The organism is Psychrobacter sp. P11G5, assembly GCF_001593305.1.
Classification (GTDB): Bacteria; Pseudomonadota; Gammaproteobacteria; order Pseudomonadales; family Moraxellaceae; genus Psychrobacter.
The window spans coordinates 2421775-2446051 of record NZ_CP012533.1 but is presented as its reverse complement, the minus strand read 5'-3'; the positions used below and the strand labels follow the sequence as shown (position 1 = coordinate 2446051).

Annotated in this window: 17 protein-coding genes and 3 tRNA genes; 6 read left to right on the top strand and 14 right to left on the bottom strand. The window is 42.6% G+C overall.

The genetic code is table 11. From position 1 onward, the window contains the following. Positions 1–111: 111 nt before the first annotated feature. The 9 genes from AK825_RS09835 to AK825_RS09795 all read right to left on the bottom strand — a co-directional run bounded on the left by AK825_RS09835 (position 112) and on the right by AK825_RS09795 (position 12392). Complete coding sequence (locus AK825_RS09835; protein ID WP_068036776.1) at positions 112–1128, bottom strand: ABC transporter permease subunit; 1017 nt, start codon at positions 1126–1128, stop codon at positions 112–114. A gap of 202 nt (positions 1129–1330) precedes the next feature. Beyond that, positions 1331–2971 carry an ABC transporter substrate-binding protein gene (locus AK825_RS09830; RefSeq protein ID WP_068036773.1) on the bottom strand — a complete coding sequence of 547 codons (1641 nt, stop codon included), beginning with the start codon at positions 2969–2971 and terminating at the stop codon, positions 1331–1333. A gap of 394 nt (positions 2972–3365) precedes the next feature. Further along, a complete protein-coding gene (locus tag AK825_RS09825) occupies positions 3366–5009 on the bottom strand; it encodes a GMC family oxidoreductase N-terminal domain-containing protein (protein WP_068036770.1) in 1644 nt (547 codons plus the stop codon). A gap of 222 nt (positions 5010–5231) precedes the next feature. Beyond that, a complete protein-coding gene (locus AK825_RS09820; RefSeq protein ID WP_068036766.1) occupies positions 5232–5558 on the bottom strand; it encodes a DUF779 domain-containing protein in 327 nt (108 codons plus the stop codon). 40 nt (positions 5559–5598) lie between these two features. After that, the gene (gene eutC, locus AK825_RS09815) at positions 5599–6552 is read right to left on the bottom strand and encodes an ethanolamine ammonia-lyase subunit EutC (RefSeq protein ID WP_227514050.1); all 954 of its coding nucleotides are present in this window, start codon (positions 6550–6552) and stop codon (positions 5599–5601) included. A 65-nt stretch (positions 6553–6617) separates the two neighbouring features. Continuing rightward, a complete protein-coding gene (locus AK825_RS09810) occupies positions 6618–7997 on the bottom strand; it encodes an ethanolamine ammonia-lyase subunit EutB (RefSeq protein ID WP_068036763.1) in 1380 nt (459 codons plus the stop codon). Between the two features lie 60 nt (positions 7998–8057). Further along, the gene (eat, locus tag AK825_RS09805; protein ID WP_068036760.1) at positions 8058–9500 is read right to left on the bottom strand and encodes an ethanolamine permease; all 1443 of its coding nucleotides are present in this window, start codon (positions 9498–9500) and stop codon (positions 8058–8060) included. Positions 9501–9738: 238 nt separating this feature from the next. Beyond that, positions 9739–10767, bottom strand: coding sequence for an alcohol dehydrogenase AdhP (gene adhP, locus AK825_RS09800; protein WP_203226470.1), 1029 nt, complete (start codon positions 10765–10767; stop codon positions 9739–9741). Positions 10768–10865: 98 nt separating this feature from the next. Next, a complete protein-coding gene (locus AK825_RS09795; protein ID WP_068036757.1) occupies positions 10866–12392 on the bottom strand; it encodes an aldehyde dehydrogenase family protein in 1527 nt (508 codons plus the stop codon). Between the two features lie 454 nt (positions 12393–12846). Between AK825_RS09795 and AK825_RS09790 the strand changes: the two genes are divergently transcribed. The 3 genes from AK825_RS09790 to AK825_RS09780 all read left to right on the top strand — a co-directional run bounded on the left by AK825_RS09790 (position 12847) and on the right by AK825_RS09780 (position 16148). Next, a complete protein-coding gene (locus AK825_RS09790) occupies positions 12847–14760 on the top strand; it encodes an AAA family ATPase (protein WP_068036754.1) in 1914 nt (637 codons plus the stop codon). Between the two features lie 53 nt (positions 14761–14813). Next, positions 14814–15995 carry a type I glyceraldehyde-3-phosphate dehydrogenase gene (locus AK825_RS09785; protein WP_068036751.1) on the top strand — a complete coding sequence of 394 codons (1182 nt, stop codon included), beginning with the start codon at positions 14814–14816 and terminating at the stop codon, positions 15993–15995. 62 nt (positions 15996–16057) lie between these two features. Next, positions 16058–16148 (top strand) — tRNA-Ser (locus tag AK825_RS09780). 132 nt (positions 16149–16280) lie between these two features. Here the strand turns inward: AK825_RS09780 and AK825_RS09775 are convergent. The 5 genes from AK825_RS09775 to AK825_RS09755 all read right to left on the bottom strand — a co-directional run bounded on the left by AK825_RS09775 (position 16281) and on the right by AK825_RS09755 (position 20244). Further along, positions 16281–17099 (bottom strand): hypothetical protein, encoded by an 819-nt coding sequence (locus AK825_RS09775; RefSeq protein WP_227514049.1) that lies wholly within the window; start codon positions 17097–17099, stop codon positions 16281–16283. A 468-nt stretch (positions 17100–17567) separates the two neighbouring features. After that, entirely contained in the window at positions 17568–17897 is a 330-nt protein-coding gene (locus tag AK825_RS09770) for a CopG family transcriptional regulator (RefSeq protein WP_068036744.1), read from the bottom strand. Positions 17898–18129: 232 nt separating this feature from the next. Next, positions 18130–18205: transfer RNA gene (locus AK825_RS09765), tRNA-Asn, on the bottom strand. 472 nt (positions 18206–18677) lie between these two features. Continuing rightward, positions 18678–18753: transfer RNA gene (locus AK825_RS09760), tRNA-Asn, on the bottom strand. A gap of 288 nt (positions 18754–19041) precedes the next feature. Next, the gene (locus AK825_RS09755; protein WP_068036741.1) at positions 19042–20244 is read right to left on the bottom strand and encodes a pyridoxal phosphate-dependent aminotransferase; all 1203 of its coding nucleotides are present in this window, start codon (positions 20242–20244) and stop codon (positions 19042–19044) included. Positions 20245–20731: 487 nt separating this feature from the next. Between AK825_RS09755 and AK825_RS09750 the strand changes: the two genes are divergently transcribed. From AK825_RS09750 to AK825_RS09740, 3 genes are all read left to right on the top strand, one after another. Beyond that, positions 20732–21469 (top strand): SDR family NAD(P)-dependent oxidoreductase, encoded by a 738-nt coding sequence (locus AK825_RS09750; protein ID WP_068036739.1) that lies wholly within the window; start codon positions 20732–20734, stop codon positions 21467–21469. A gap of 65 nt (positions 21470–21534) precedes the next feature. Next, entirely contained in the window at positions 21535–23262 is a 1728-nt protein-coding gene (locus AK825_RS09745; protein WP_068036738.1) for an FAD-dependent oxidoreductase, read from the top strand. A 33-nt stretch (positions 23263–23295) separates the two neighbouring features. After that, on the top strand, positions 23296–24267 hold the full coding sequence (locus AK825_RS09740) for a DUF1365 domain-containing protein (RefSeq protein WP_068036737.1): 972 nt from the start codon (positions 23296–23298) through the stop codon (positions 24265–24267). Positions 24268–24277 lie beyond the last annotated feature (10 nt).

Here is a 24277-nt window from a genome sequence, read left to right as displayed (position 1 = left end):
GTGTTTAGAGTCCTATTCCTAAAAAATTACTAAGAATTTGCTAAAAATTGCTCTAAACCATGCAAGCGCTAGTCGTCACTATTTGTAATATAATTATTTATCAATGTTAAATTAAGAAGTATGTCGAATACGCGGATTGATAAGACCATACAAAATATCGATAAATAAACTAACCAAAATCAAGGCTGTGGCTACCAGTAAGATACCGTTTTGTACAATAGGATAATCACGAGTAAAAAAGCCATCGAGTAGCCAATTACCAACGCCCGGCCAACTAAAGATAGTCTCAGTGATAATAGCGCCAGCAAGCAAGGTCGCCATCTGCAAACCAACGACAGTGACTACTGTAATCAAAGCATTGCGCATAACGTGTATCATTATCACTCGGCGTGGCGATAAGCCTTTGGCTCGTGCTGTACGCACATAGTCCTCATCTAACACCTCTAGCATTGCAGAGCGTGTCATCCGCGCGATCATCGCTAATGGAATAGTCGATAAAGCAATAGAAGGTAAGATAAAGTGCTTTACCACATCCCAAAATGCGCCAGGTTCTCCTGACGTCAGAGAACCCAATAACCACGAGCCATATAAGGGCTTAACATCTAAAAACTGCGCGACAGATATCACCCCAGCGACTGGTAACAGGCCTAAATAGTGGGCGAATATACCGGTTAGGATAGGACCTAATAGATATATGGGCATAGAGTATCCTGCCAGCGCTCCTGACATTAAGGTGTAATCAATCCAAGTACCACGTCGCAGCGCAGCAAAGATACCTAAGCTAACACCAATGACACTGGCAATGACAATGGCGCATACAGCCAGCTCTAAGGTTGGTACAAAATGGGCAAAGAAGTCTTGTAACACTGGGGTACGTGTACGAAAGGATTGTCCAAAATCACCGGTCAAGATACCGGTTAAGTAATCCCAATATTGGACGATGAGTGGTTTGTCTAATCCAAGTCTTTCTAGTGCACGGGCATGTAGCTCTGGATCGACCATACGCTCACCCATCATAATCTCGACGGCATCTCCAGGTACGAGACGAATTAGGGTAAAGGTCGACAGTGTTAGGCCAAGATAGACGGGAATTAGAATAGCAATTCGACGCAGAATATACAGTAGCATGGGCTGCTCAATAGTTGAGGGTCAATAGTTATAGATCGATGATTAGCGTATTAGCAGTGCTGAGACTGTCCGTGACAATATGTTTGGCAATGTGTTTAGCAAAGCGCTTAACTCATACAAATACGGCTGGAGCAGAGAGTCTGATCCAGCCGAATACAAATTAAATAACAGTGCATGTCGTACCGGACTTAATTAGCCAAGGTTATTCAACCTTCACACCATCAAAGCGTATTGAACCTAGTGGACTAATTTTATAATCGACAACGTTTGGTGCCGTGAATACTGTTACCACCGAATGTGCCATCGTTGTCCAAGGCAGTTGCTCTTTGAATATCTGCTGAGCTTGTACATAATCACTGACGCGATCATCTTGATTGGTAATTTGCCGGGCATTGGTCACTAAACTGTCAAAGTCCTTATTACACCAGCGTGAATAGTTGTTACCACCGACAGCATCACAAGATAATAACGTACCAAGCCAGTTATCTGGGTCCCCATTGTCACCGGTCCAGCCAGCTAGAATAACATCGTGCTCACCTTTAGCAGCGCGATTCAGGTACTCGCCCCACTCATAAGTGACAAGCTTGGTATCGACGCCAATCTTCGCCCAATCAGCTTGTAGCATCTCAGCCATCAGCTTGGCATTAGGGTTATATGGTCGTTGAACAGGCATATACCATAGGTCGATTTCAAGATTGTCAGCACCGGCTTCTTTCATAAGCGCTTTTGCTTTCTCAACGTCATAAGGGGCATCTTTAAGCGACTCGTCGTAACCCCACTGCGTTGGCGGCATTGGATTGGTCGCTTTAAGCCCTTCACTCTGATAGACCGCATTGATAATAGCGTCTTTATTAATGGCCATATCTAACGCTTGACGGACTTTAAGATCATCAAGCTTAGGTTTTTCGACATTGTAGCCTACATAGCCGACGTTGAAGCCAGGCTGATCAAGGACTGTGGCTTTACCAGATTTTTTGACAGAATTAATTTCGGCAGGTTTTGGATAGGCTGACACATGGCATTCGCCGGCTTGAACTTTTTGGGCGCGAACTGCTGAGTCTTTGGTGATGACGAAAACTAGATTGTCGATATGAATATCGTCTTTGTTCCAATAGTCTGGATTTTTGGTATAACGAATTTGCGCGTCTTTTTGATAGGAGGTAAAGACGAAAGGTCCGGTACCAACAGGTTTGGTATTAATATCAGCGGCATTATCCGCAGCCATTAATTGGTCTGCATATTCAGCAGAATTAATATAAGCAAAGGCCATTGCTAGGTTCTGTAAAAACGGCGCGTTGGTTTCGCTGAGGGTGATTTTTACCGTATAGTCGTCGACCTTTTCGATATCAGAGATGATATCAGGCAATCCCATGCCGACCGAATATGGGAACTCAGCAGGATAAGCTTTATTAAATTCAAAGTCTGGGTTGGTGATACGTTCTAGCGTAAAGACGACGTCATCAGCGTTAAAGTCGCGGGTTGGGGTAAAGTAGTCTGTTTTACCAAATTTGACCCCTTTACGTAGATTAAAGGTATAAGTCTTGCCATCTTCACTAATATCCCAGCTTTCAGCTAGCCCTGGTTGAATCTCAGTACCCGCTCTTTTAAATTCCACCAAGCCGTTATAGATGGGGTAGGCGCTGGCATCAAAGTCAGTACCAGAAGTGTATTGTGCTGGATCGAAACCAGCGGGGCTGCCTTCTGAGCAGTAAAGTAATGTTTTAGCCGCTTTGGCGTCTGAGCTGGCAGCAGAATCATTAGTGGTTTTGTTGTCGCTGCTACAAGCGCTTATACTCAAGACAACCGTAGCCAACATCGTAAGTTTGAAGAGTGTTTTTTGCATTGTTACATCCTATGTAAACGATAAGTCATTGCCAATAAATATACAGATCCGTGTTCGAACCATGAACACAATTGGCAAGCTCTTAATTCCCTTTAAAGTATTTATTAATATAGTATCTTTAATATGCAATGCAGAACAGTAGTCATGTTTTACCCACTCTGAATCAAGTCTGCAAAAAATACAAATATAAATAAGTCGTTTGAATATACTCTGTTAAATGGCTACAACGCAAGATATCTGTAAACTAAATTCAACAAAAATATCACGTCTTAACGTTGTTAATTAAGTGGAAGTGACTGAATGAAGAGAGCTATTTAACTACTCTCTTCGTAATATGATACATATCAGAGCTAGTGATATAGCCTTTAACTTTCAGCCATTAAATTTCGGTGATTTAGGATGAAACTGATTTGACATGATCATGTTTGGCTTTAATCATATCGGCTAACTTCTCAGCGATCATAATAGTTGGCGCATTGGTATTGCCGCTGATTAAAGTTGGCATGATTGACGCATCGATTACCCGTAATCCGCTTACACCGCGCACTTTCAATTCCAAATCCACTACGGAGCTGTCATCTGAGCCCATTCGGCAGGTACCAACAGGATGATAGATGGTATCAGATCTATTTTTAATATAGCCAAGCATGCCGTCTTTTTCGAGATAAGGAGCAGGGTAGTCTTCGGTGATATATTTGGCGATTGGCGCTTCTTGCATGATTGCTCGGGTACGTTCTGCTCCTGCAACCATGTACTCCACATCTTTGGGATGAGAGAGATAGTTTGGATCAATCAACACTGGATCAGAAGGATTGGCAGAATCAAGGCGGACAGTACCGCGACTTTCAGGACGCAGGTAGCAAGCATGACATGAGATAGCGTAGCCAAGTTTGATATCGCGGCCGTGATTGACTACTCGAGATATCACAAAGTGTAGCTGAGTATTTGGCCATTCTTGCGGGTCATCGCCAACACTAAAGAAAGCACCAGCTTCAGCATAATTGGTGGACAGCAGACCTGTGCCATCCTTTCTCCATTGTGAAAGAGCTTTGAAGAAGTTTCTACCACCAGCCATGCCGACTCCAAATACATCGGTGGTATTGACCTCGTAGTCAAACACCACATCCAAATGATCTTGTAAGTTGCCGCCCACTTCTGGTGAATCTACTACAACATCAATACCATGCGCTTGCAAATGCTCGGCTGGACCAATACCCGATAGCATGAGTACTTTAGGTGAGCCAAAAGCGCCACCTGATAAAATGACTTCATGACGAGCCATAACGGTATGTTCAACACTATCTTTTTCGTAGACGATGCCCACCGCTTGACTATCTTCGATTAAGACACGGTTAGCTTGAGCGTGAGTAACAATAGTAAGGTTAGGTCGGCTTTCGACTGGGTGTAGATAGGCGGCAGCGGCAGAGCAGCGTTGACCTTGTTTTTCACCATGAAAATGAGTGACTTGGTACAGGCCTACGCCGTCTTGTTTTGTTCCGTTGAAGTCTTGATTGTGAGCCAGTCCATTGGCAACACCTGCTTCTACAAATGCTTTTGAGATATCACGTGGGCTAAGTAAGTCGCTGACATGGAGCGGCCCGCTATCGCCATGCAGATCATCGCCACCATGGACGTTATTTTCGGCCTTGATAAAATAAGGCAAGACATCATCGAATCCCCATCCAGTACAACCTTGTTCTACCCAGCGCTCATAATCTAGAGCACTGCCGCGCGTATAAATCATGGCATTAATAGCGGATGAGCCACCCAAACACTGTCCGCGAGGTTGAAAGCCGCGACGGTTATTTAAATGAGTTTGAGGGATGGTATGAAAGCACCAGTTGTTTAACTTGAGCGGTTTGCCAGGGACGAGAAGAATAAGCCCAGCAGGTACGCGAATAGTCAGGTCTTTACCATCACCGCCATACTCTAACAAGCAAACACTAATGTCTGGGTTTTCCGTAAGTCGGCTGGCAAGTACGCAGCCCGCTGAACCGCCACCAACGATGACGTAATCAAACTTTGTATCAAATTCCATTTCTTATTCCTTGTAGCGTCCATGCCAATTAAACATTGGTCGTCCATTACAATAACTATTATTTTATCAGAATAAATAAATAAAAATGACTAAGGCGTATCGATTGGTCAATACGCCTTTAAGGAAAGGAAGGTTTGATGAGTCAGGTTAACGAAATAGATTTTCGAGATGGAATATGTCTGTTATTTTGAGCTGTGATATATGTCTTTTAAAATGATTTGCCTATACTTCACATATTTCTGAGCGCACGATAAAGCGTTTGCCCTCTGGTATCTCAAGTGAAAAACTAGCACCGCGACCGTCTACCACATCGATAGTTAGATCGGTATGCTGCCATAGTTTATATTGTGCTTTACCCATATAAAATGGACAGCCAGCCAGCTCACCGATCAACACATCTTGACCGCCAACTTTAAACTCACCTAACGGATAACACATCGGTGAGCTGCCATCGCAGCAGCCGCCAGATTGATGGAACATCAGGTCACCGTGCTTAGATTTTAGTAGTTCGATTAATTCTTTACAGGATTCTGTAGCTTCAAGTTTCATGTCGGACTCCTTGTCATGACAATAATTTATGCAATTTATTTTATAGCAGTTTTATCGCTGGCTGACTTTGATCTAGGGTTGGTAGCTCTTGCTCATCTTTTAAATCAACACCAGATAATTTAAGTTCACAAGATTTTTTCATTAGCGCTAATAGTCGATTTGCTGCCATTTTGACAGGCAGTCCAGCAGCTCGCACATTAGAGATACAGTTGCGCATGGCATCATGGCTTTCAGCATGCGCGTCCCAAGTGTAATAAATACCTAAACTGTCAGGGGAGCTAAGACCGGGCCGCTCACCAATAAGCATTACCAGCATTTTGGCATTGAGACGTTCAGCAACTTTATCGCCTAAAGCCACACGGCTGCCAGTAGCAATGACCAAGGGCGCGATGCTCCAGCCTTGCTCTTTGAATAACGGAATAAGCTCTGCTACAAGCTTGGGCCCATTTTCTTCTAGCGCTCGTGCCGATAGACCATCTCCCATCACGATGATGACATCATAAGATTTATCTGTACCAGATTGTTCTAAAAAGTGCTCTAGTTTTTCAGAGGAGTCACTGTTTAATAGCCTTCCCCAATCTGGACGTTTAAGATAGTCAGATTTGTTTTCTGCCTGACTCATCACTTTGAATAGCTCCCAAACCTCATCTGATTGCTCTAGAGATTGTTCGTCACTTTTTTCTAAATTTTCTGTCGCAGCCTCTGTGTCCATATCTTTAAAAATAAGATGGCATTGTGTAGACAAATCATCAACCAAGCGTTCGATATCCAAATCTTGTAATACCGCATCTTTGGCTTCAGCGTGATCAAGCTGAAACTTTAATAAAGCTTTGGTAGGAATACTACAGCCAACTCGTCCTAAAGCGATTCTAGAATCTGTATATTCTTTTAACTTCTGCCAAGGATCTAGATGAACCAATTCAGATCGTTGACTCGTTTCGGGTTTGTCTTCGTCAATAATCGACTGCTTAACTTGCGAATCATTCATAGACATAGCATTCTCCTTTATGATTCGGTATTGCGTAACTTTATAGATTTATTTTAATCACTATTATAGGGTTATATAATGCCAGAAAGTAGAGAGGATGGCTTGTCTGACCACTGAATACTGTTTTGCGTTTGAGTATAAATGCCGTTTTCACTGAGCCAATGCGCAAACTCAGGAGCAGGAGTCAATCCAAGCAGCTGCCTAGCATAGAGTGCATCATGGAATGAGGTGGTTTGATAATTGAGCATGACATCATCGGAGCCTGGAATACCCATAATAAAGTTGATTCCAGCCGTCGCAAGCAAGGTCAGTAAGGTATCCATATCATCTTGATCGGCATCGGCGTGATTGGTATAGCAAATATCACAGCCCATAGGTACGCCAAGCAGCTTGCCACAGAAGTGATCCTCTAAGCCGGCGCGAATGATTTGTTTGCCGTCAAACAGATATTCAGGACCAATAAATCCAACGACCGTATTTACTAACAGTGGGTTAAATTCTCTAGCCACTGCATAAGCCCTTGCTTCAAGCGTTTGTTGATCGACATCGAAGTGTGCATTGCTTGACAGCGCACTGCCTTGTCCAGTTTCAAAGTACATAACATTTTGCCCGACCGTACCACGATTTAGGCTGATCCCCGCTTCATAGCCTTCTCTTAATAGCGCTAAATCTATACCAAAGCTAGTATTGGCTTTTTCGCTGCCGGTAATTGACTGAAAGACTAAATCAACGGGTACTTTTTTCTCAATCAATTGGATAGCGGAGGTTATGTGAGTTAATACACAAGATTGAGTGGGAATTTGATATTCAGATATCACATGGTCTAGCAGCTTTAGTAATTCTGATAAATTTTGTAGATTGTCAGTGGCGGGATTGATGCCAATCACAGCGTCCCCGTTGCCATACATCAAGCCATCGATAATACTGGCAGAAATGCCCAGCATGTCATCAGTAGGGTGATTGGGCTGTAAGCGCGTAGATAAGCAACCATCAAGACCGATAGTGTTACGAAACTTAGTAACGACTTGGCATTTCTTTGCTACTAAAATTAGGTCTTGTACGCGCATTATTTTGCTAACGGCAGCTACCATCTCTGGGGTAAAGGCATATTTTAATTGGGCTATTTCATCCCTTGTAGCAGATTCTCCTAATAGCCAGTTTCTTAAATCACCAACGGTAAAGCTAGATATTTTAGCGAAGGCTTGTTTATCATGTTGTGCCATAATCAGCCGAGTTACTTCATCGTCTTCATAGGGGATAGTAATATCATCCAAAAAGTCGATTAATAAACAATCCGCTAAAGCCATTTGTGCTGCTACACGTTCAGTGGCATCAGAGGCTGCAACCCCAGCCAAATCATCACCTGAGCGTCGTGGCGATGCTTTGGCAAGTAACACCTTTAAACTCTCAAATTGGTAGGTTTTCTGTCCTACAGTATGTTGATAAGCCATTTTGTTCACCTTCTATCTATACGTTTTATAGGCTATAAAATACAAGTTCTATAAAAATCATTAACTTAAATCATCTGACGCGGCTCTAATTTCAGCGAACTCTTCTTCTGGCGTACCACTCACTAAGTGATGACGGCTAAATATGACAAAGTAGAGAATAAATACGACATAAATCCCCGCTGCCATAAACCAAACTTTAGGATCTACCATCAGTCCTGCGATTACGGCAAGAGAAGCGAGCACAAGCGCTATACCTGAAGTCATGATACCGCCCGGTGTCTTATAAGGGCGTGGCAGGTCAGGACGAGATAAACGCAGCTTAATGTGCGAGGCCATCATTAATACATATGAGATGGTCGCACCGAATACCGCCATAAGAATAAGAAGATCTCCTTCGCCAGTAAGCGATAACAAAAAACCTATAATCCCAGGGACAATTAGAGCCAAATAAGGTGCTTTATTGCTATTAGTTAGCGATAGTTTTTTGGGTAAATAACCCGCACGCGATAAGGCGAAAATCTGCCGAGAGTAGGCATAAATGATGGAAAAGAAGCTGGCGATAAGACCTGCGAGACCAACGAAGTTTACAAAACTTGCCAACCACGTATTTTCACCGTATACGGCAATTAGGGCATCAACCAAAGGCGCCCCTGAATCTTTTAAGGTATCTGCACCCGCAGCACCTGGTCCTAAGAATAAAATAAGCAGCGCGAATGACGCTAAAATTAGCATAGAGCCGATTAATCCACGCGGTAATGACTTAGCAGGATCTTTAGCTTCTTCAGCCGCTAGAGGTACACCCTCAACCGCTAAAAAGAACCAAATTGCATAAGGAACGGCAGCCCAAATCCCGATATACCCAAAGGGTAGAAACGGACTTGCTCCCGCCTGTGTACCGACGGCAATATCAAATAAATTTTTACTATCAAAATGCGGAAACATCGACACAATAAATACGACCAGGGCAATACAGGCAACAGCGGTAATGCCAAACATAATCTTTAATGCTTCGCCTGCGCCTTTTAAGTGAATAGCTATAAAGACGATATAACATGTTAAATATACGATCCAGCCCCCGATACCGAACAATGACTCGCAGTATGAGCCAATGAACACTGCGATAGCGGCTGGTGCGATAGCATATTCAATCAAAATCGCAGTACCAGTTAAATACCCTCCCAAAGGACCAAAAGCGGTACGGGCGAAACTATATCCGCCGCCTGCTGTAGGCAACATGGTGGACATCTCTGACATTGATAAACACATACATAGATACATGAGAGCTACGGCTATCAAGGCGACGAACATACCGCCCCAACCACCTTGTGCTAGGCCAAAGTTCCAACCAGCAAAGTCTCCAGAGATGACATAGGCGACGCCAAGACCTATTAATAAAACCCAACCAACCGCGCCTTCTTTAAGTTGACGTTTGGCGAAATAATCTTTTTCAGCTTGAGTGCTGCCAGAGACCGCGCTCTTTTGATCGTTAGGCGTGCTTGTCATGTTATTCCCCTACATAAAGGCTATGAATAGACTAAGGGTACTGCTAACTTATACTGTAAATAACTCATTATTAAAAAATTATTAATAACTGACATCTGAGAATAAAAAGGTCGTATCCCTTCAACTCAAATTGCTAGTAATGCATGGTTGAAGGGATACGACCTGTTGTTTATGACGAAAAGTGCCAATCACTGAGACAGTTTCAAAAACATCAAAATGTCTCAAAAAATTGAAATGGCTACATGGAGTAGTCAATCACAATGCGACCCTCGATTTTACCTTGGCGCATACGTTCAAGAATGTCATTGATATTCTCAAGCGGCTCAGCGGCAACGGTTGCTTTCACCTTGCCTTCTGCTGCCATCTCTAGCGATTCTTGCAAGTCAAGACGTGTACCCACGATTGAACCGCGAATAGTAATACCGTTCAGAACTGTGTCAAAGATAGATACAGGAAAATCACCAGTAGGCAGACCATTACAAACCAAAGTACCACCGCGTCGTAACATAGTTAAGGCTTGATCAAATGCCTTAGAGGATACGGCAGTCACGAGCACTCCATGAGCGCCACCGATCTCTTTTTGTAGATACTCACCAGGGTCGGTGTTTTTGGCATTAACAGTGACGGTCGCACCCAGTTTTTTGGCAAACTCAAGCTTCTCATCATCAATATCCACAGCGGCAACATTCAAGCCCATGGCAATGGCGTACTGTACCGCCATGTGACCAAGTCCGCCGATACCTGAAATGACAACCCAATCGCCTGGCTTGGTGTCGGTCATTTTAAGACCTTTATACACCGTGACACCTGCACATAAAACTGGTGCAATCTCAACAGAGTCAACGCCCTCAGGAATGATGCCCACATAGTTGGCATCTGCTAGAACATATTCTGCAAAACTGCCGTTTACTGAGTAGCCAGAGTTTTTTTGGCGTAGACATAAAGTCTCCCAGCCGCCCAAACAATGGGTACAGTGACCACAGGCAGAGTAGAGCCAAGGCACACCGACTCGGTCACCTTCTTTGACATGATGTACGTTTTCGCCAACGGCGGTTATAAGGCCTACGCCTTCGTGTCCGGGGATAAATGGTGGGCTAGGTTTGACTGGCCAATCTCCTTCAACCGCATGCAAATCGGTATGACAGACACCTGATGCTTGCATTTTTACAACGATTTGACCAGCACCGGGGGTCGGAATGTCCACTTCTTCAATTTGTAAAGGTTGTCCGAACTCATGTAAAACAGCAGCTTTCATTTTATTACTCACGTTGCAACTCCTTATCATCGTTCTTTACTTTAAAATACTCAGCGAGCATTAAGTTCGCACTTTACGGTTTTTGCCATAAAGTGCTTTGAGAGGTAGATTTAAAAGAAGCCCATCGCTTTAGGACTATAAGATACCAGCATGTTTTTGGTTTGTTGATAATGATCTAGCATCATTAGATGGTTTTCACGGCCGATACCAGACTGCTTATAACCGCCAAACGCTGAATGCGCAGGATAGAGGTGATAACAATTCGTCCAAACGCGACCGGCTTTAATGCCACGACCGAAACGATAAGCGCGAGTGCCGTTACGCGTCCATACGCCAGCACCAAGACCGTATAAGGTATCATTGGCGAGCGCCATCGCTTCTTCATCGTCTTTAAAGGTAGTAACGGCAAGCACAGGACCAAAGATTTCTTCTTGGAACACGCGCATATCATTGGTGCCTTCAAAGATGGTTGGTTGTACATAATAACCGTTTGCCATTTCACCATCATGTTTGGCGAGTTCACCACCGACAAGGACTTTCGCGCCTTCTTTTTTACCAATATCGAGATAAGATAGGATTTTTTCTAACTGATCTGAGCTGGCTTGAGCACCGATCATAGTATCAGTATCGAGTGGATTGCCCATTTTGATGGCTTTAACGCGCGCGATACAACGCTTCATAAATTCATCATAGATGCTTTCGTGCACGAGGGCGCGTGATGGGCAAGTACAGACTTCGCCTTGGTTTAGCGCAAACATGACCAAACCTTCAACTGCCTTGTCTAAGAAGTCATCATCTTCATCCATGATATCGGCAAAGAAGATGTTTGGACTTTTTCCACCCAGCTCTAGAGTCACCGGAATGATATTTTCACTGGCATATTGCATAATGAGGCGACCAGTGGTGGTCTCACCAGTAAAGGACACTTTATCAATACGTGGGTTAGAAGCGATTGGTTTACCAGCTTCAACACCAAAGCCGTTGATGACATTCAGTACGCCTTTAGGCAGAATGTCCGCTGCGCCTATTAAGTCAAGCATATACAAAACAGAAGCAGGGGTTTGCTCGGCTGGCTTGAGGACGACACAGTTACCCGCTGCAAGAGCAGGGGCAATTTTCCAGATTGCCATTAGAATAGGGAAGTTCCAAGGGATGATTTGACCGACGACGCCAAGTGGTTCATGAAAATGATAAGCGACTGTATCTTCATCAATTTGACTGATGCCGCCTTCTTGTGCGCGGATAACGCCAGCAAAGTAACGCAAATGGTCGATGGCGATTGGAATATCAGCGGCGAGGGTTTCACGTACAGGTTTACCGTTTTCATAGCTCTCGGCGATAGCGATTGCCTCTAAATTGGCCTCGATACCGTCGGCAAGTTTGAGCAACATATTAGAGCGTTCAGTAACACTGGTTTTGCCCCACGCATCTTTGGCGGCATGAGCGGCATCTAGCGCAGCTTCAACATCCGCTTCTTTTGAGCGTGCGACTTGGCAGATAGACTTACCATCGATAGGACTTGTATTATCAAAGTATTCACCATCAGCTGGTGCAACCCACTCACCGTTGATAAAATTGTCATATTTTTCGCGGAATTGGACAGGACTGTTTTCAGTATTGGGATAGGCGTATAACATTAACGACTCCTTGTTGTATTGTTTGAGATAGATCACATGAAAGTTTATTTATTATTTTATAAAAAGCTATAAAAAATATATGCTTACGTGTTTAATAGCCAATCTTCCTGATTAACTACTCACCCTATCGTACTGAGCTTTGACACAGAGTTATAATGACTTTTTATAATGATATATTTCGCATCGCATAACTTTAAGTTATATAAGATGATTGAGTTAAAGTAGTTCGCAAAGCTGATGCAGCTGTTATAATTGTTGCCAAATACTCTAAGCTGCTACAGTCAAAGCATTTGTACAATTTTAAGGCGCTCATCTTGCTTGATTTATCCAATGTACTATTTGCGCTGAATTGCCTTGTACCAATTTTTAACTGCTCCGGCTATCAATGCATAGAGGGCGACTTTGTTCTCTTCTACTTTTTTCTTATTACTATTAACTTAATTGGTTTGGATATATGCGTCAATCTTCTGCTCTTGATATCTTAAAAACAGGTCAAAATGTATTTTTGACAGGCTCAGCAGGTTCAGGGAAGACTTATACTCTCAATCAATATATCAATTATTTGCGTGCGCGCCGTGTGCCAGTCGCTGTCACTGCAAGTACCGGTATCGCGGCCACACACATGAACGGCACAACTATTCATAGCTGGTCGGGCATCGGTATTAAAGATGAGCTAACTGATCGTGATTTAACCAATTTATCACGCAAACAATTTTTAGCGGACAGGTTGAAAGACACTGCTGTTCTAATTATTGATGAGATATCGATGTTGCATGCCAAGCAGATCAATTTGGTCAGCCAAGTACTTAAGCATGTGCGCAAAAATGACAAGGCATTTGGTGGTATTCAGGTCGTTGTCGCTGGAGACTTTTTTCAGCTACCGCCAATTGGCAGTAAGGGCGAGAGTAACCGTGAGAAGTTCGCTTTTATGTCGGAGGCTTGGCTTGATGCCAAGTTTCATATTTGCTATCTGTCTGAGCAACATCGGCAAGTGAGCGAGGCCGCTAATGGCGGGCTTGATTTAGACGATATTCTTAACCAAATCCGTCGCCAAGAAGTCACTTTTGAAGCGATTGCTGCCTTAGAAGCCACCTATGATCAAAACGTCGATATCAAGCGTACACGTCTGTACACGCACAATCTCAACGTCAATAAAATCAATGATAAAGAGCTGGCTGCGTTAGATGGCGAGATGATGCGTTTTGAGTCCACGGTGACTGGCGATAGTAAACTGGTTGAGACACTCAAAAAGACGGTGCGTACTCAAGATGAGCTCATTCTCAAAGTTGGCGCAAAAGTGATGTTTATCAAAAACAATACCGAGCTTGGCGTCTCTAATGGCACGATGGGTGAGTTGATAGGCTTTGCGGCAGTAAAGGTCGATGACAGCAAAGACAATAGTGACCCTTTAATTGAAGAAGACGGCAGTACGGACAGTGATACAGATACTGCCAAAAACAAAAGCAAAGATAAAGAGAAGCCCAAAGCTAAAAAGCCAACGACGCAGAAAATGCCAGTGGTTAGACTTAATTCAGGACGTGAAGTCATCGCTGAGCCTGAAGAGTGGATAATCGAAGATGAGACTGGAGACGTGCTAGCAAGTTATTTGCAAGTACCATTATGCTTAGCTTGGGCGATTACCATTCATAAGTCGCAAGGCATGACCCTTGATGCTGCGGAAATTGACTTGTCACGTACTTTTGAGCTGGGACAAGGTTATGTGGCGTTATCACGGCTTAAGTCGCTGGCGGGTTTGCAGCTGCTGGGTATGAATGATATGAGCTTGCAACTTGATCCACTGGCACGCGGGGCCGACAAACGCTTTTTAGTGCTGTCCGATGAAGCTGATGCCAACTATGCAATGCTTGATGAAGAAAGCATGAAGCAGGCGCATGAGAAATTCATTCTAAAGTCAGGCGGCACCTTGAGCAAGTCGGTGATTGATGCCTATGCTAACTTACAAAAGAAACGCCGTGAGCAGCAACAAGCGCAACAAGACAAGAAACAAAAACTGGGCAATCAAGTCTCAGATAAATCAGATAGTACATTGCTAGCGACACGGCTACTATTAGAAGAAAGCTTATCTATCGCTGATATCGCACAGACACGTGAGCTTGCGCAGTCAACGATTATGCGTCACATTAGTGATCTGAAACGCCAAGACCCAAGCCTTGCCTGTGATCATCTGCGTCCTGACGACGAAGTAATGATGGCAGTAGGTAATGCCTATGTGGCGATTAAAGTCGCCAATAATCCGAATGATTTTAACGATAATGGTAGTGTGAAAATCAAGCCTATTTACGAGAGTCTTAAACAAAGTGTCGATTACAATACTATTCGTTTGGCGCTGATTTTTATTACACCGTAGGCTTGCAATCTTGCTCCCTATATTATCCCCTACTTTTATAGCGATACCTTGTTATGCCTGATTTTTCTAGTGCCAACTATCGACTCACGTCAGATCCTGCAGTAGCAGCGGCGTTTCATGCTACCAGCGAGCACACGCAGCCACTAAGAGTCGCTATTAATGGTTTTGGACGTATAGGGCGTAATGTACTGCGCGCACTGCTAGAGCGTTTTGAGGTGCTTGGACGAGCGATTCATGTAGTGGCTATTAACGACTTGGCATCCCCCGATATTTTATTGCACCTATTAAAGTTTGATAGCACTCATGGTCGATTGAGCCGTCTTGGCGTTAGTGCGGACATAGTAGAAGGCTTGGCCGACGAATATAGCGAAACTCAGCTATGCTTAACTAAAAACAATCATACTTACTGTATACGCATGCTCTCAGAGCCAGATCCTAAGCAGCTACCATGGCAGACGCTTGGAATCGATGTGGTCTTAGAGTGTACGGGACATTTTCGCTCTTATGAGCAAGCACATCTGCATATCGAAGCTGGGGCACAACAAGTTATTATTGGAGCTGCGCCCTTTGATGATGTCGACGCTTGTATTGTCATGGGCGTCAATACTGAGTCGCTAACGTGCAAGCTACCGATTATTTCTAGCGTCTCTTGTACTACGCAGGCATTAGTACCGCTGATTGATACGCTCGATAAGGCATTTGGTGTAGAGTCGGCGATGATGACTGAGATACATTCGGTCACCGCTGATCAGACAGTACTTGATCAGGCTCACCGAGACCCAAGACGAGCGCGTGCTTCTGGCTATAATATTATTCCTACGACTTCCAGTAGTATCGCAGCCACGGAACGCGTGTTGCCAGCAATGGTAGGGAAGATTAATGGTCATTCTATTCGAGTACCAACCATTGATGTTGCAGCGATTGATGTGACCTTTGTATTTAATGCGCCAGATGTTAGCGTGGATAACATGCGAGAAGTGCTCAAATCTGCCAGCCAAGCGCATTTGCTCGATATTATGGCCTATACCGATGAACCTCTAGTATCAAGTGACTTTATTCATCAGCCTGAGTCACTCATCATTGATGGTCAGCAGCTTATGCAAATAGGTAATCAATATAAGGTTTTTGCTTGGTATGATAATGAGTGGGGCTATGCGAATAGGCTTCTTGATATGTGTTTGCACCTAGCTTCTAGTAAGCAAGAAATAAGTAAAAAACGTCCAGCGGTAAAATAATTCAAGTTTTTTGAAATATGCGCTTGCATTCTCATTTCATATCGCTATAATGATGCACAAATGGAGACGTGGCAGAGCGGTTGAATGCACCGGTCTTGAAAACCGACAAGGGTTCATAGCCCTTCGAGAGTTCGAATCTCTCCGTCTCCGCCAAATTCAAAAAGCCCCAATCAGTTATTGATTGGGGCTTTTTTTATGGCTATTTTTTATAGAATTATAAGCCAAATAACTTACAGTATATCTAGCAGTAAAACATTTAATTAGCCTTAATATGAATTAAACAGTCTACTTCGCAAGCGCGTTTACAAACTTAATATTCTGTCCATCCGTCAGAGTTAGCGTACCTTCACTAATTTCTATTGTCACATCTTGTGCATTTCTAATCGCACGCATGACATTGATATCCTCAATACTACTCTCAATGATTATTTTGCCAGATTGCTCCGGCTCGATTGGCGATTTGAACTGCGTTAACGGCACATTAAATTTTTTGCCTTTTGTCAGCTTTGCGTCTTTCATTAGCAGTGTTCCTTGAAAGCTCTTAATAGCCACTGTGCCATGATTAGACAGCATAAACTGTAGCTTCACCTGATTTAAGCTATCGCTATCGCTGGTCTTGACTGGTAGTAGGGCGACAGGATAAGTTAAGGCATGAATAGCGCCTTTCTGTTGATTTATAACAACAGGGCTTTTTTTACCAGTTGGATTGTTAGGATGCAGGCGCTCGTACTCGCGTTGTTGTACTAGGGCTTGCTTAATCGTTATGCGTGGCATCGCTCCAGACTCGTAAGCACCGCTAAGCTTCATTCGTAGCATATAGCGGCTAAGCAGCTGTCTATCACCCTCAGGTAACTGCTCAAAGGTATCTCCTAGCTTTGTTTGCCATTGATCAGAGTTAGTTGGTATGGTCTGCTTACTGGGATCAGTCTGCGGCTTTGAGCAGCCACTTACTAAAGGTAATGCTCCTAGGCACAAGACAAGCAATGCAGTTGTGCTCATGCGCTGGTAAGAGTATTGAGCACGAATTTTATGCGAGGTATTAGAGCGATGTGCCAAAGCGTGCGTGCTCGCTACCAATCGTTTCTTCAAAAAATTTACCATCATCTACCTCCTTGTTGTTTTCTAATAGACTCTCTAATTATTATATAGTGGCAGGGTTAAATCTATTTTGCCTATTAGGATTGAATCGGCCTTACTGCAACTCACTTCAATTGCAATATACCGTATTTTGATGAGTAGTATTATGAGTCATCGTTGGCTATTATGTTAAATTATGCTTAACATTAAAGTTTTATATGATAGAAAGAGAAGCTTTATATAATAAAAAAGAAGGATTTATATAATAAAAAAGAAGGATTTATACGATTAAAAACAGAGTAGGGATAAGGAAAAGTTGCGAAAAGTAGTAAGGTAAATAATAAAGTAGGTTGTTGAAAATAAGGTACGCAAAATACAACCATAAAAAAGCTAGCAGATAAGTGCGTTTAAGCAACCTAGCTGCTAGCTTTTTTTATCTATCTCTTAGAACATTAGTACCAATAACTAATAACTAATCCAGTACGTAGGCCAGATCTAGTCGTTATTTTGTAATTCAGTCAACGGATGCGTGATGTTATTATTGTGAGTGACCACAATTGCTTCATCAATGATACGTTGGCTGACACCGCGCTTACGCAAGGTCTCAATAAAAACTTCATCATGTGCTAAGGTATAGTCTTGATGATCACGGTCAAGCCCTTGGCGAATGTACAAACGAATCAGCCCTTGAATGCGTTTAAATCCAAGCTCCGATGAAGTTGCCTCTAGCAGCTCAATCATCTCCTCAGAGAGGCGAATACTGATCGGGCGCATGATTTTTTGCGGATGATCAGAGAACTTATTTTTTATGCGTACAGGTATCATAATAAACCATTACTTTTAGTGACTAAAAACAAAGAACAAGAATGATAGTAGCTATTCATCTGCAATTGACGCTCAGAGTAGTTACTTATAAATATTTTAGATGGCCGTTATAAATTAACAGTTATCAATACTACTTACCATACAACAAAACCACTGCAAAGAACACTACAGAGGCAAAAACAATAACCATAAAAAAGCCTTCATCAATAGTAGATGAAGGCTTTTCAATATATGGCTCCCCAACCTGGGCTCGAACCAGGGACACACGGATTAACAGTCCGTTGCTCTACCAACTGAGCTATTGGGGAATAAGCTGTGATAACGGCAAACCTGCTGAACGTGTCTGACATAGCAAGCACTAAGCTCGTTTGCGTTATGTGGGGCACATTTTAGCCAAGTAGCTGTAGCCTGTCAACCAAATAAATCACTAATCATCAGTTATTGATGATAATTCTTGATTTAACGATGTTTAGTGCTAATTGTGCTGCATATTTGACCATTATTTGTCGTTTTTTCAAGCTATTTTGGTTGGACACAAGAGTTTGATCTAAGCAAAGACAGATAAGAAGGTTAATGCAGGTGAAAACTTGAGTAATAGCCAAGCTGCGATTATTTTTGATTACGTTTTTTCTAGTCAAATTATTTAGGGCTAACTATCTAAGATTAATCGTAGAGTTGCACATACAACACCCATAAAAAAACCCTCATCAAATCGACGAGGGTTTTGGCAAATGCCATAATTGAATTAATAATAATTCAAAGTAGTTTACTACTAAAATTTGGCTCTCCAACCTGGGCTCGAACCAGGGACACACGGATTAACAGTCCGTTGCTCTACCAACTGAGCTATTGGAGAATAAGCTGTAAGTGTTTAACTTCTTACAACGAGACTTAGAAGGCTCTAACGAGTTCTTGCTAAGTGGGGCGTATTCTAGCAAAAATAAAAGATACGTCAAGCTTTTTTCGCATTTTCTACAAAAATTATATTTTTCTGTGCTTACAAATCCCGTTATAAGCGTATTTTTGAAGTTGAAAAATTTAAGAAATACATGAAAAAAGACACCTACGATAGATATCATAGACGTCTTTTTTAGTTTAAAACTTACTATTAAGTCAGCTGTTTTAAACGAGTTTCTACTAAAACTTACTCAGTAATATCAAGGTCTGCAACCGCTTTTTCAATACGTGATAGGGCATCTTTTAAAGTAGCTTCATCAGTGGCATATGAGATACGCATGTAGCCACCAAGACCAAATGCATCACCAGGGACGACTGCTACACCGACTTTCTCCAATAACCATTCTGAGAATTCAGTACAAGACGAGAGACCAGCCGCTTTAATCAATGGCACGATATTAGGATAGACATAGAATGCGCCATCAGGACGTAGACAAGTGATGCCTTTAATCGCATTTAAGCCATCGACGACGAGGTCACAACGCTGCTCGAAAGCTTCGACCATAGGCGTCAATACGCTTTGGTCACCACTGATAGCCGCTTCGGCAGCGACTTGACTGATCGATGCTGGGCATGAGGTTGATTGTGATTGCACTTTTTTCATTGCGCCGATTAATTTAGCAGGGCCACCTGCATAACCAATACGCCAACCAGTCATCGCATACGCTTTTGATACGCCATTTAAAATAATCGCACGCTCTTTTAGCTCAGGTGCGGCATTTAAGATGTTGTAGAACTTATCACCTGTCCAGCGAATATGCTCGTACATATCATCAGAAGCCACATAAACTTGTGGATGCTTTTTGAGCACTTCAGCGATGGCTTTTAGCTCATCTAAGGTATAAATCATGCCTGTTGGGTTAGATGGACTATTCAGCACCAACAATTTGGTTTTGTCAGTAATGGCCGCTTCTAACTGTTCGGCAGTGATTTTAAAGTCTTGCTCAGCTGGACATTTCACGATGACTGGCACACCTTCAGCGATGATAACCATGTCAGGATAGCTGACCCAGTACGGTGCTGGAATGATGACTTCATCACCTGGATTGATAAAAGCTTGCACAAGGTTAAAGAATGACTGCTTGCCACCGACCGATACCAAAATCTCATTAGGCTCATAGCTGAGGTCATTATCACGCTTGAACTTCTCAATAATGGCTTTTTTAAGCTCTGGCGTGCCATCGACAGCGGTGTACTTGGTAAAACCTTCGTTAATCGCCTTAATTGCTGCTTGTTTTACGTGTTCTGGGGTATCAAAGTCAGGCTCGCCTGCGCCCAAACCAATGATGTCTTTACCAGACGCTTTTAGCTCTTTAGCTTTATTAGTAATAGCAAGGGTAGGTGATGGTTTGATGTTGTTGACGCGGTCAGACAGTTGCAATTCGCTCATGAGAGATCCTTTTTAGCTGGGAGTGGAAGTTGGATAATCGAGGCTAATTATATAGCGTTATTAGTTATCGTTAGTACGGGGTAAAAACTGGAAGGCTGGGTTAAATATAAATCCATGAAGGCCTTTATATTAACTTTAATAAGTTCATTCTTGGCATTGTAGCATGCTGATATTGCGCTGTCTTAACTGGCAATAGGGCATTGCTGTGGCTAGTGTAAGAAAGAAAGTTGGTTCTAAACAACAACATTTATAAGAAACATCTTGCGAAGTTACAACAGTAATTATCAGTCCTTATACTATAATTATTTAACTGCCTATTATTTAGTTTTATTAAATGAATTAGAAGTTTCGATAAGATTATTGCTAACAGAGATGCCTAGTATTATCTCTTAACATATTCATATATCTGAATTTATAAGAGCTTCGGTATTTAATAAGCTACTTCAAAGGACTACTGAAAAAATACCACTCAAAAAAGGATTTTACGATGACGGACTCTCCTAGAAAACTACATATTCTAATCACTGGCGCAACCTCTGGTATTGGCTATCAATTGGCAAAGGACTACTTACAAGATGGTCATGAAGTGTACGCGGTTGGGCGTGATGACAAGGCATTAGCAGAGCTAAAAGACCTAGGCGCAACACCGATTGATTTAGATCTGATGGATCGCGAGAAGGTCATCGAGGCCTTTGACAAAGTAAATCAAATTGATTTAGCGATTTGTGGCGCAGGTATGTGTGAATATTTAGATATGCCTAATTTTGATAGTAGCGTCTTTATGAAAGTCATGTCGGTCAATATGGGTACGCTATCACATGCTATCGAAGGCGTGTTGCCCAAACTCATTGCCTCAAAAGGACGTTTAGTCGGCCTTGGTTCTGCTTCGGCTTATGTACCATTTGCCCGTGCGGAAGCTTACGGTAGCTCGAAAGCTGCGATTCATTACTTAATGAAAACCTTGCAAATTAGCCTAGCACCGCACCATGTCGATGTTAGTTTAGTGGTACCAGGTTTTGTAAAAACGCCAATGACGCAGCAAAATGACTTTCCAATGCCGTTTATACAGACGCCTGAGCAAGCGAGTTTTGCTATTCGTCAAGGTATCAAAGATGGCGATGAGGTCATTGAATTTCCCAGAAGACTAACGCTATCGTTAAAGACGTTAGGCGCATTGCCGGATACGGTATGGCAGCAAGTCAGTGAAAAAATGAATAAAAAATAGTGAGCTAAGCGACTCATTATCAAGCTAGGTAATGTCTTATTAAATAGAACACCAAGGAAAGTTTTATGCCATTTTTTCGCCGTCAGCGTGCATCTGATCAACCAAAAACTGTAAAGCAACAACCAGTACAAGCTAGCCAAACAGTCAATACTCAAGCAGTCAATGATCAAGCAACAAAAAGTGTCGCTATTATCGGTTCTGGAATAGCAGGATTAACTTGTGCCCATTATTTGGCTAAGCTCCATGACGTAACAGTGTTTGAGGTCAGCGACTATATTGGCGGGCACGTAAATACGATTGATGTGACGTTGCAATATGGCAAAAAGACGAAAGAAACTAAAGTAGAGAGTAGTGCGATAGATACGGGTTTCATTGTCTTTAACGAGCGTACTTATCCTAACTTTTTTCGTTTATTGCATGACTTGCAAGTACCATTTCAAGCAACGGATATGAGCTTTTCAGTGAAAAATACCGCTCGCAACTTTGAATATAATGGTCATACGCTGAACACCTTACTATCGCAGCGCAAAAATGTCCTTAAACCTAAGTTTTGGGCGTTTATGACTGATATTTTGCAGTTCAATAAACATATCCGTCAATTGCGTCAAGACTATGAGACAGCGCGCGCACAAGGGCAGGATGTTAGGGGTTTTACTGAGCAAACCCTAGGTAGCTATCTGACGAGTAAGCGTTATGGCGCTTTGTTTACCGATAACTATCTATTGCCGATGGTCTCAGCAATCTGGTCGACTAGTCTAGAAAAAGTACAAGATACGCCATTGGTATTCTTCGCCCAGTTTTTTGATAACCATGGCTTGCTCGATGTGGTTAATCGTCCGCAATGGTTCACCATCAAAGGTGGCTCTAAGCAGTATGTTAATAAGTTAGTGACGCGTTTCGTTAAAACCGGCGGTACTGTGCGGGTCAATAGTCCGGTGCAGTCGGTCACTCGGCATGACAATAAAGTGACGTTAAACGTCATTGATAAAGATGCCAATAACAATGTGCAAAAGCTAACCTTTGATGACGTTATCTTTGCTTGTCATGCAGATACGGCGCTAAAATTACTGAAAGATGCCAGTCCTGATGAGAGTGAAGTACTGGGACAATTTCAGTTTACTAATAATACGGCGGTGCTGCATACCGATACCGAAGTATTGCCAAAGAAATCACTAGCATGGGCCAGTTGGAATTACTTGATTGACAGTAAAGATAAAGCTCAGGATAAGACTGGTGAACGTGAACAACAAGCATCTGCGAAGCCAGTATTGACTTATCATATGAATATCTTGCAGCGTTTGACCAAGCAGCATAATTATCTAGTCACGCTAAATAAAGATATTGATCCAGCGCAGGTCATTAAAAGTATTGACTATAACCATCCCGTATTCGACAACGAGATGATTGCTGCACAAGCTCAGTGGTCGCGCATATCGGGTAGTGGTCTACATACGCATTTTTGCGGAGCATATTGGTTCAATGGCTTTCATGAAGATGGCGTACGTAGTGGCCTGCGTGTCTGTCAGGCATTGGGTAGTACGATTGATATTAAAGATGAAGTCGATCCAAATCACCTACCCCATAGTGATAGCACACACACGCCATTTCGTTATAGAGACTTGCCAGTAAAGGCAGACAAAAAAGCACGCAAACTCAAAAAACGTTACGTAATGACGGTTACTACCAATCAAGAATTGGTGGACTATGTTGCAACTTTACAACCAGCTGCACAAGCATTCAATAATAAGAAAAAACGAGGCTTATTCGGTCGTCGTAAGGCTAAAAATACATAGCAGTGCAATAATATCATTATATAAGAGCACATTATGACTACCTCAGTTCATTCGTCTGACGCTATGCCAATTCATGAGTCGCCACAAGGCTCTAATATGTTGCCGCATCAATTGTTTCATGGGACAACATGGCATAGTCGGTTGCTACCCAGCGTGCACAAGTTTGCTTATCCGTATCGTTATTGGGGTGTCAATATCAGTGCGCTAGCAGCGGGACAGTTATTACCAGAAGTGAGCACATCAGCCCTAGCTAAACGAATGTTAAATAAGCGTAGTCGCATTAAAGGTTTGTCACTATTTTCAGCAGAAAAAAAGGCATTGCAGCAGTTCTATGCAGATGATTATTTACATCCAAATGTAGATGACGATGACGCTGGTAACGACAAAAAAAATAGTTTAAATAGTGCTAAAGCGCTCGAACAGCGCTTAAAAAAAGCGTTTATTAAGTATGCAGGTAGTGCTCCGGCAGGTGAAATGATGGGCATGGTAGTCTGCCGCAATGTTGGACTATATTTTAGCCCAGTCAATTTTTACTTGGGTTTTGATAAGGAGCAAATACCTACGCATCTGCTCGCAGAGGTTTCCAACACACCATGGGACAAACGTCACTATTATGGGTTTTTATTAGACGGTACTGACACCAAGTTTTGCCACGATAAAGACTTTCATGTTTCACCATTTAACCCGATAGATCAGCTGTATCGCTGGCAGGTAAAGGTAAAAAAACAGTCAGATAATTGCTTGCAAGTTCGCATCGCTATCAACATAAGTGACGCGCGTGGTGAAGTATTAAAAACAGGGGTCAAGATGTCCGGTATACCGATGACACAGACGACAATTCGTGACAGTCTGCGGAAAAATCCGTTAATGAATTTTACGTCGCTGACACGTATTTATTGGCATGCTTTCAAGCTCTATGCTATCAAAAAAGTTCCTTATATCAATTATGATGAAAAGCTGGCTGATAGTCAGCAGGACGTCAAAGATTCTAAAGATATCTCTTAGTAAGAGTGAC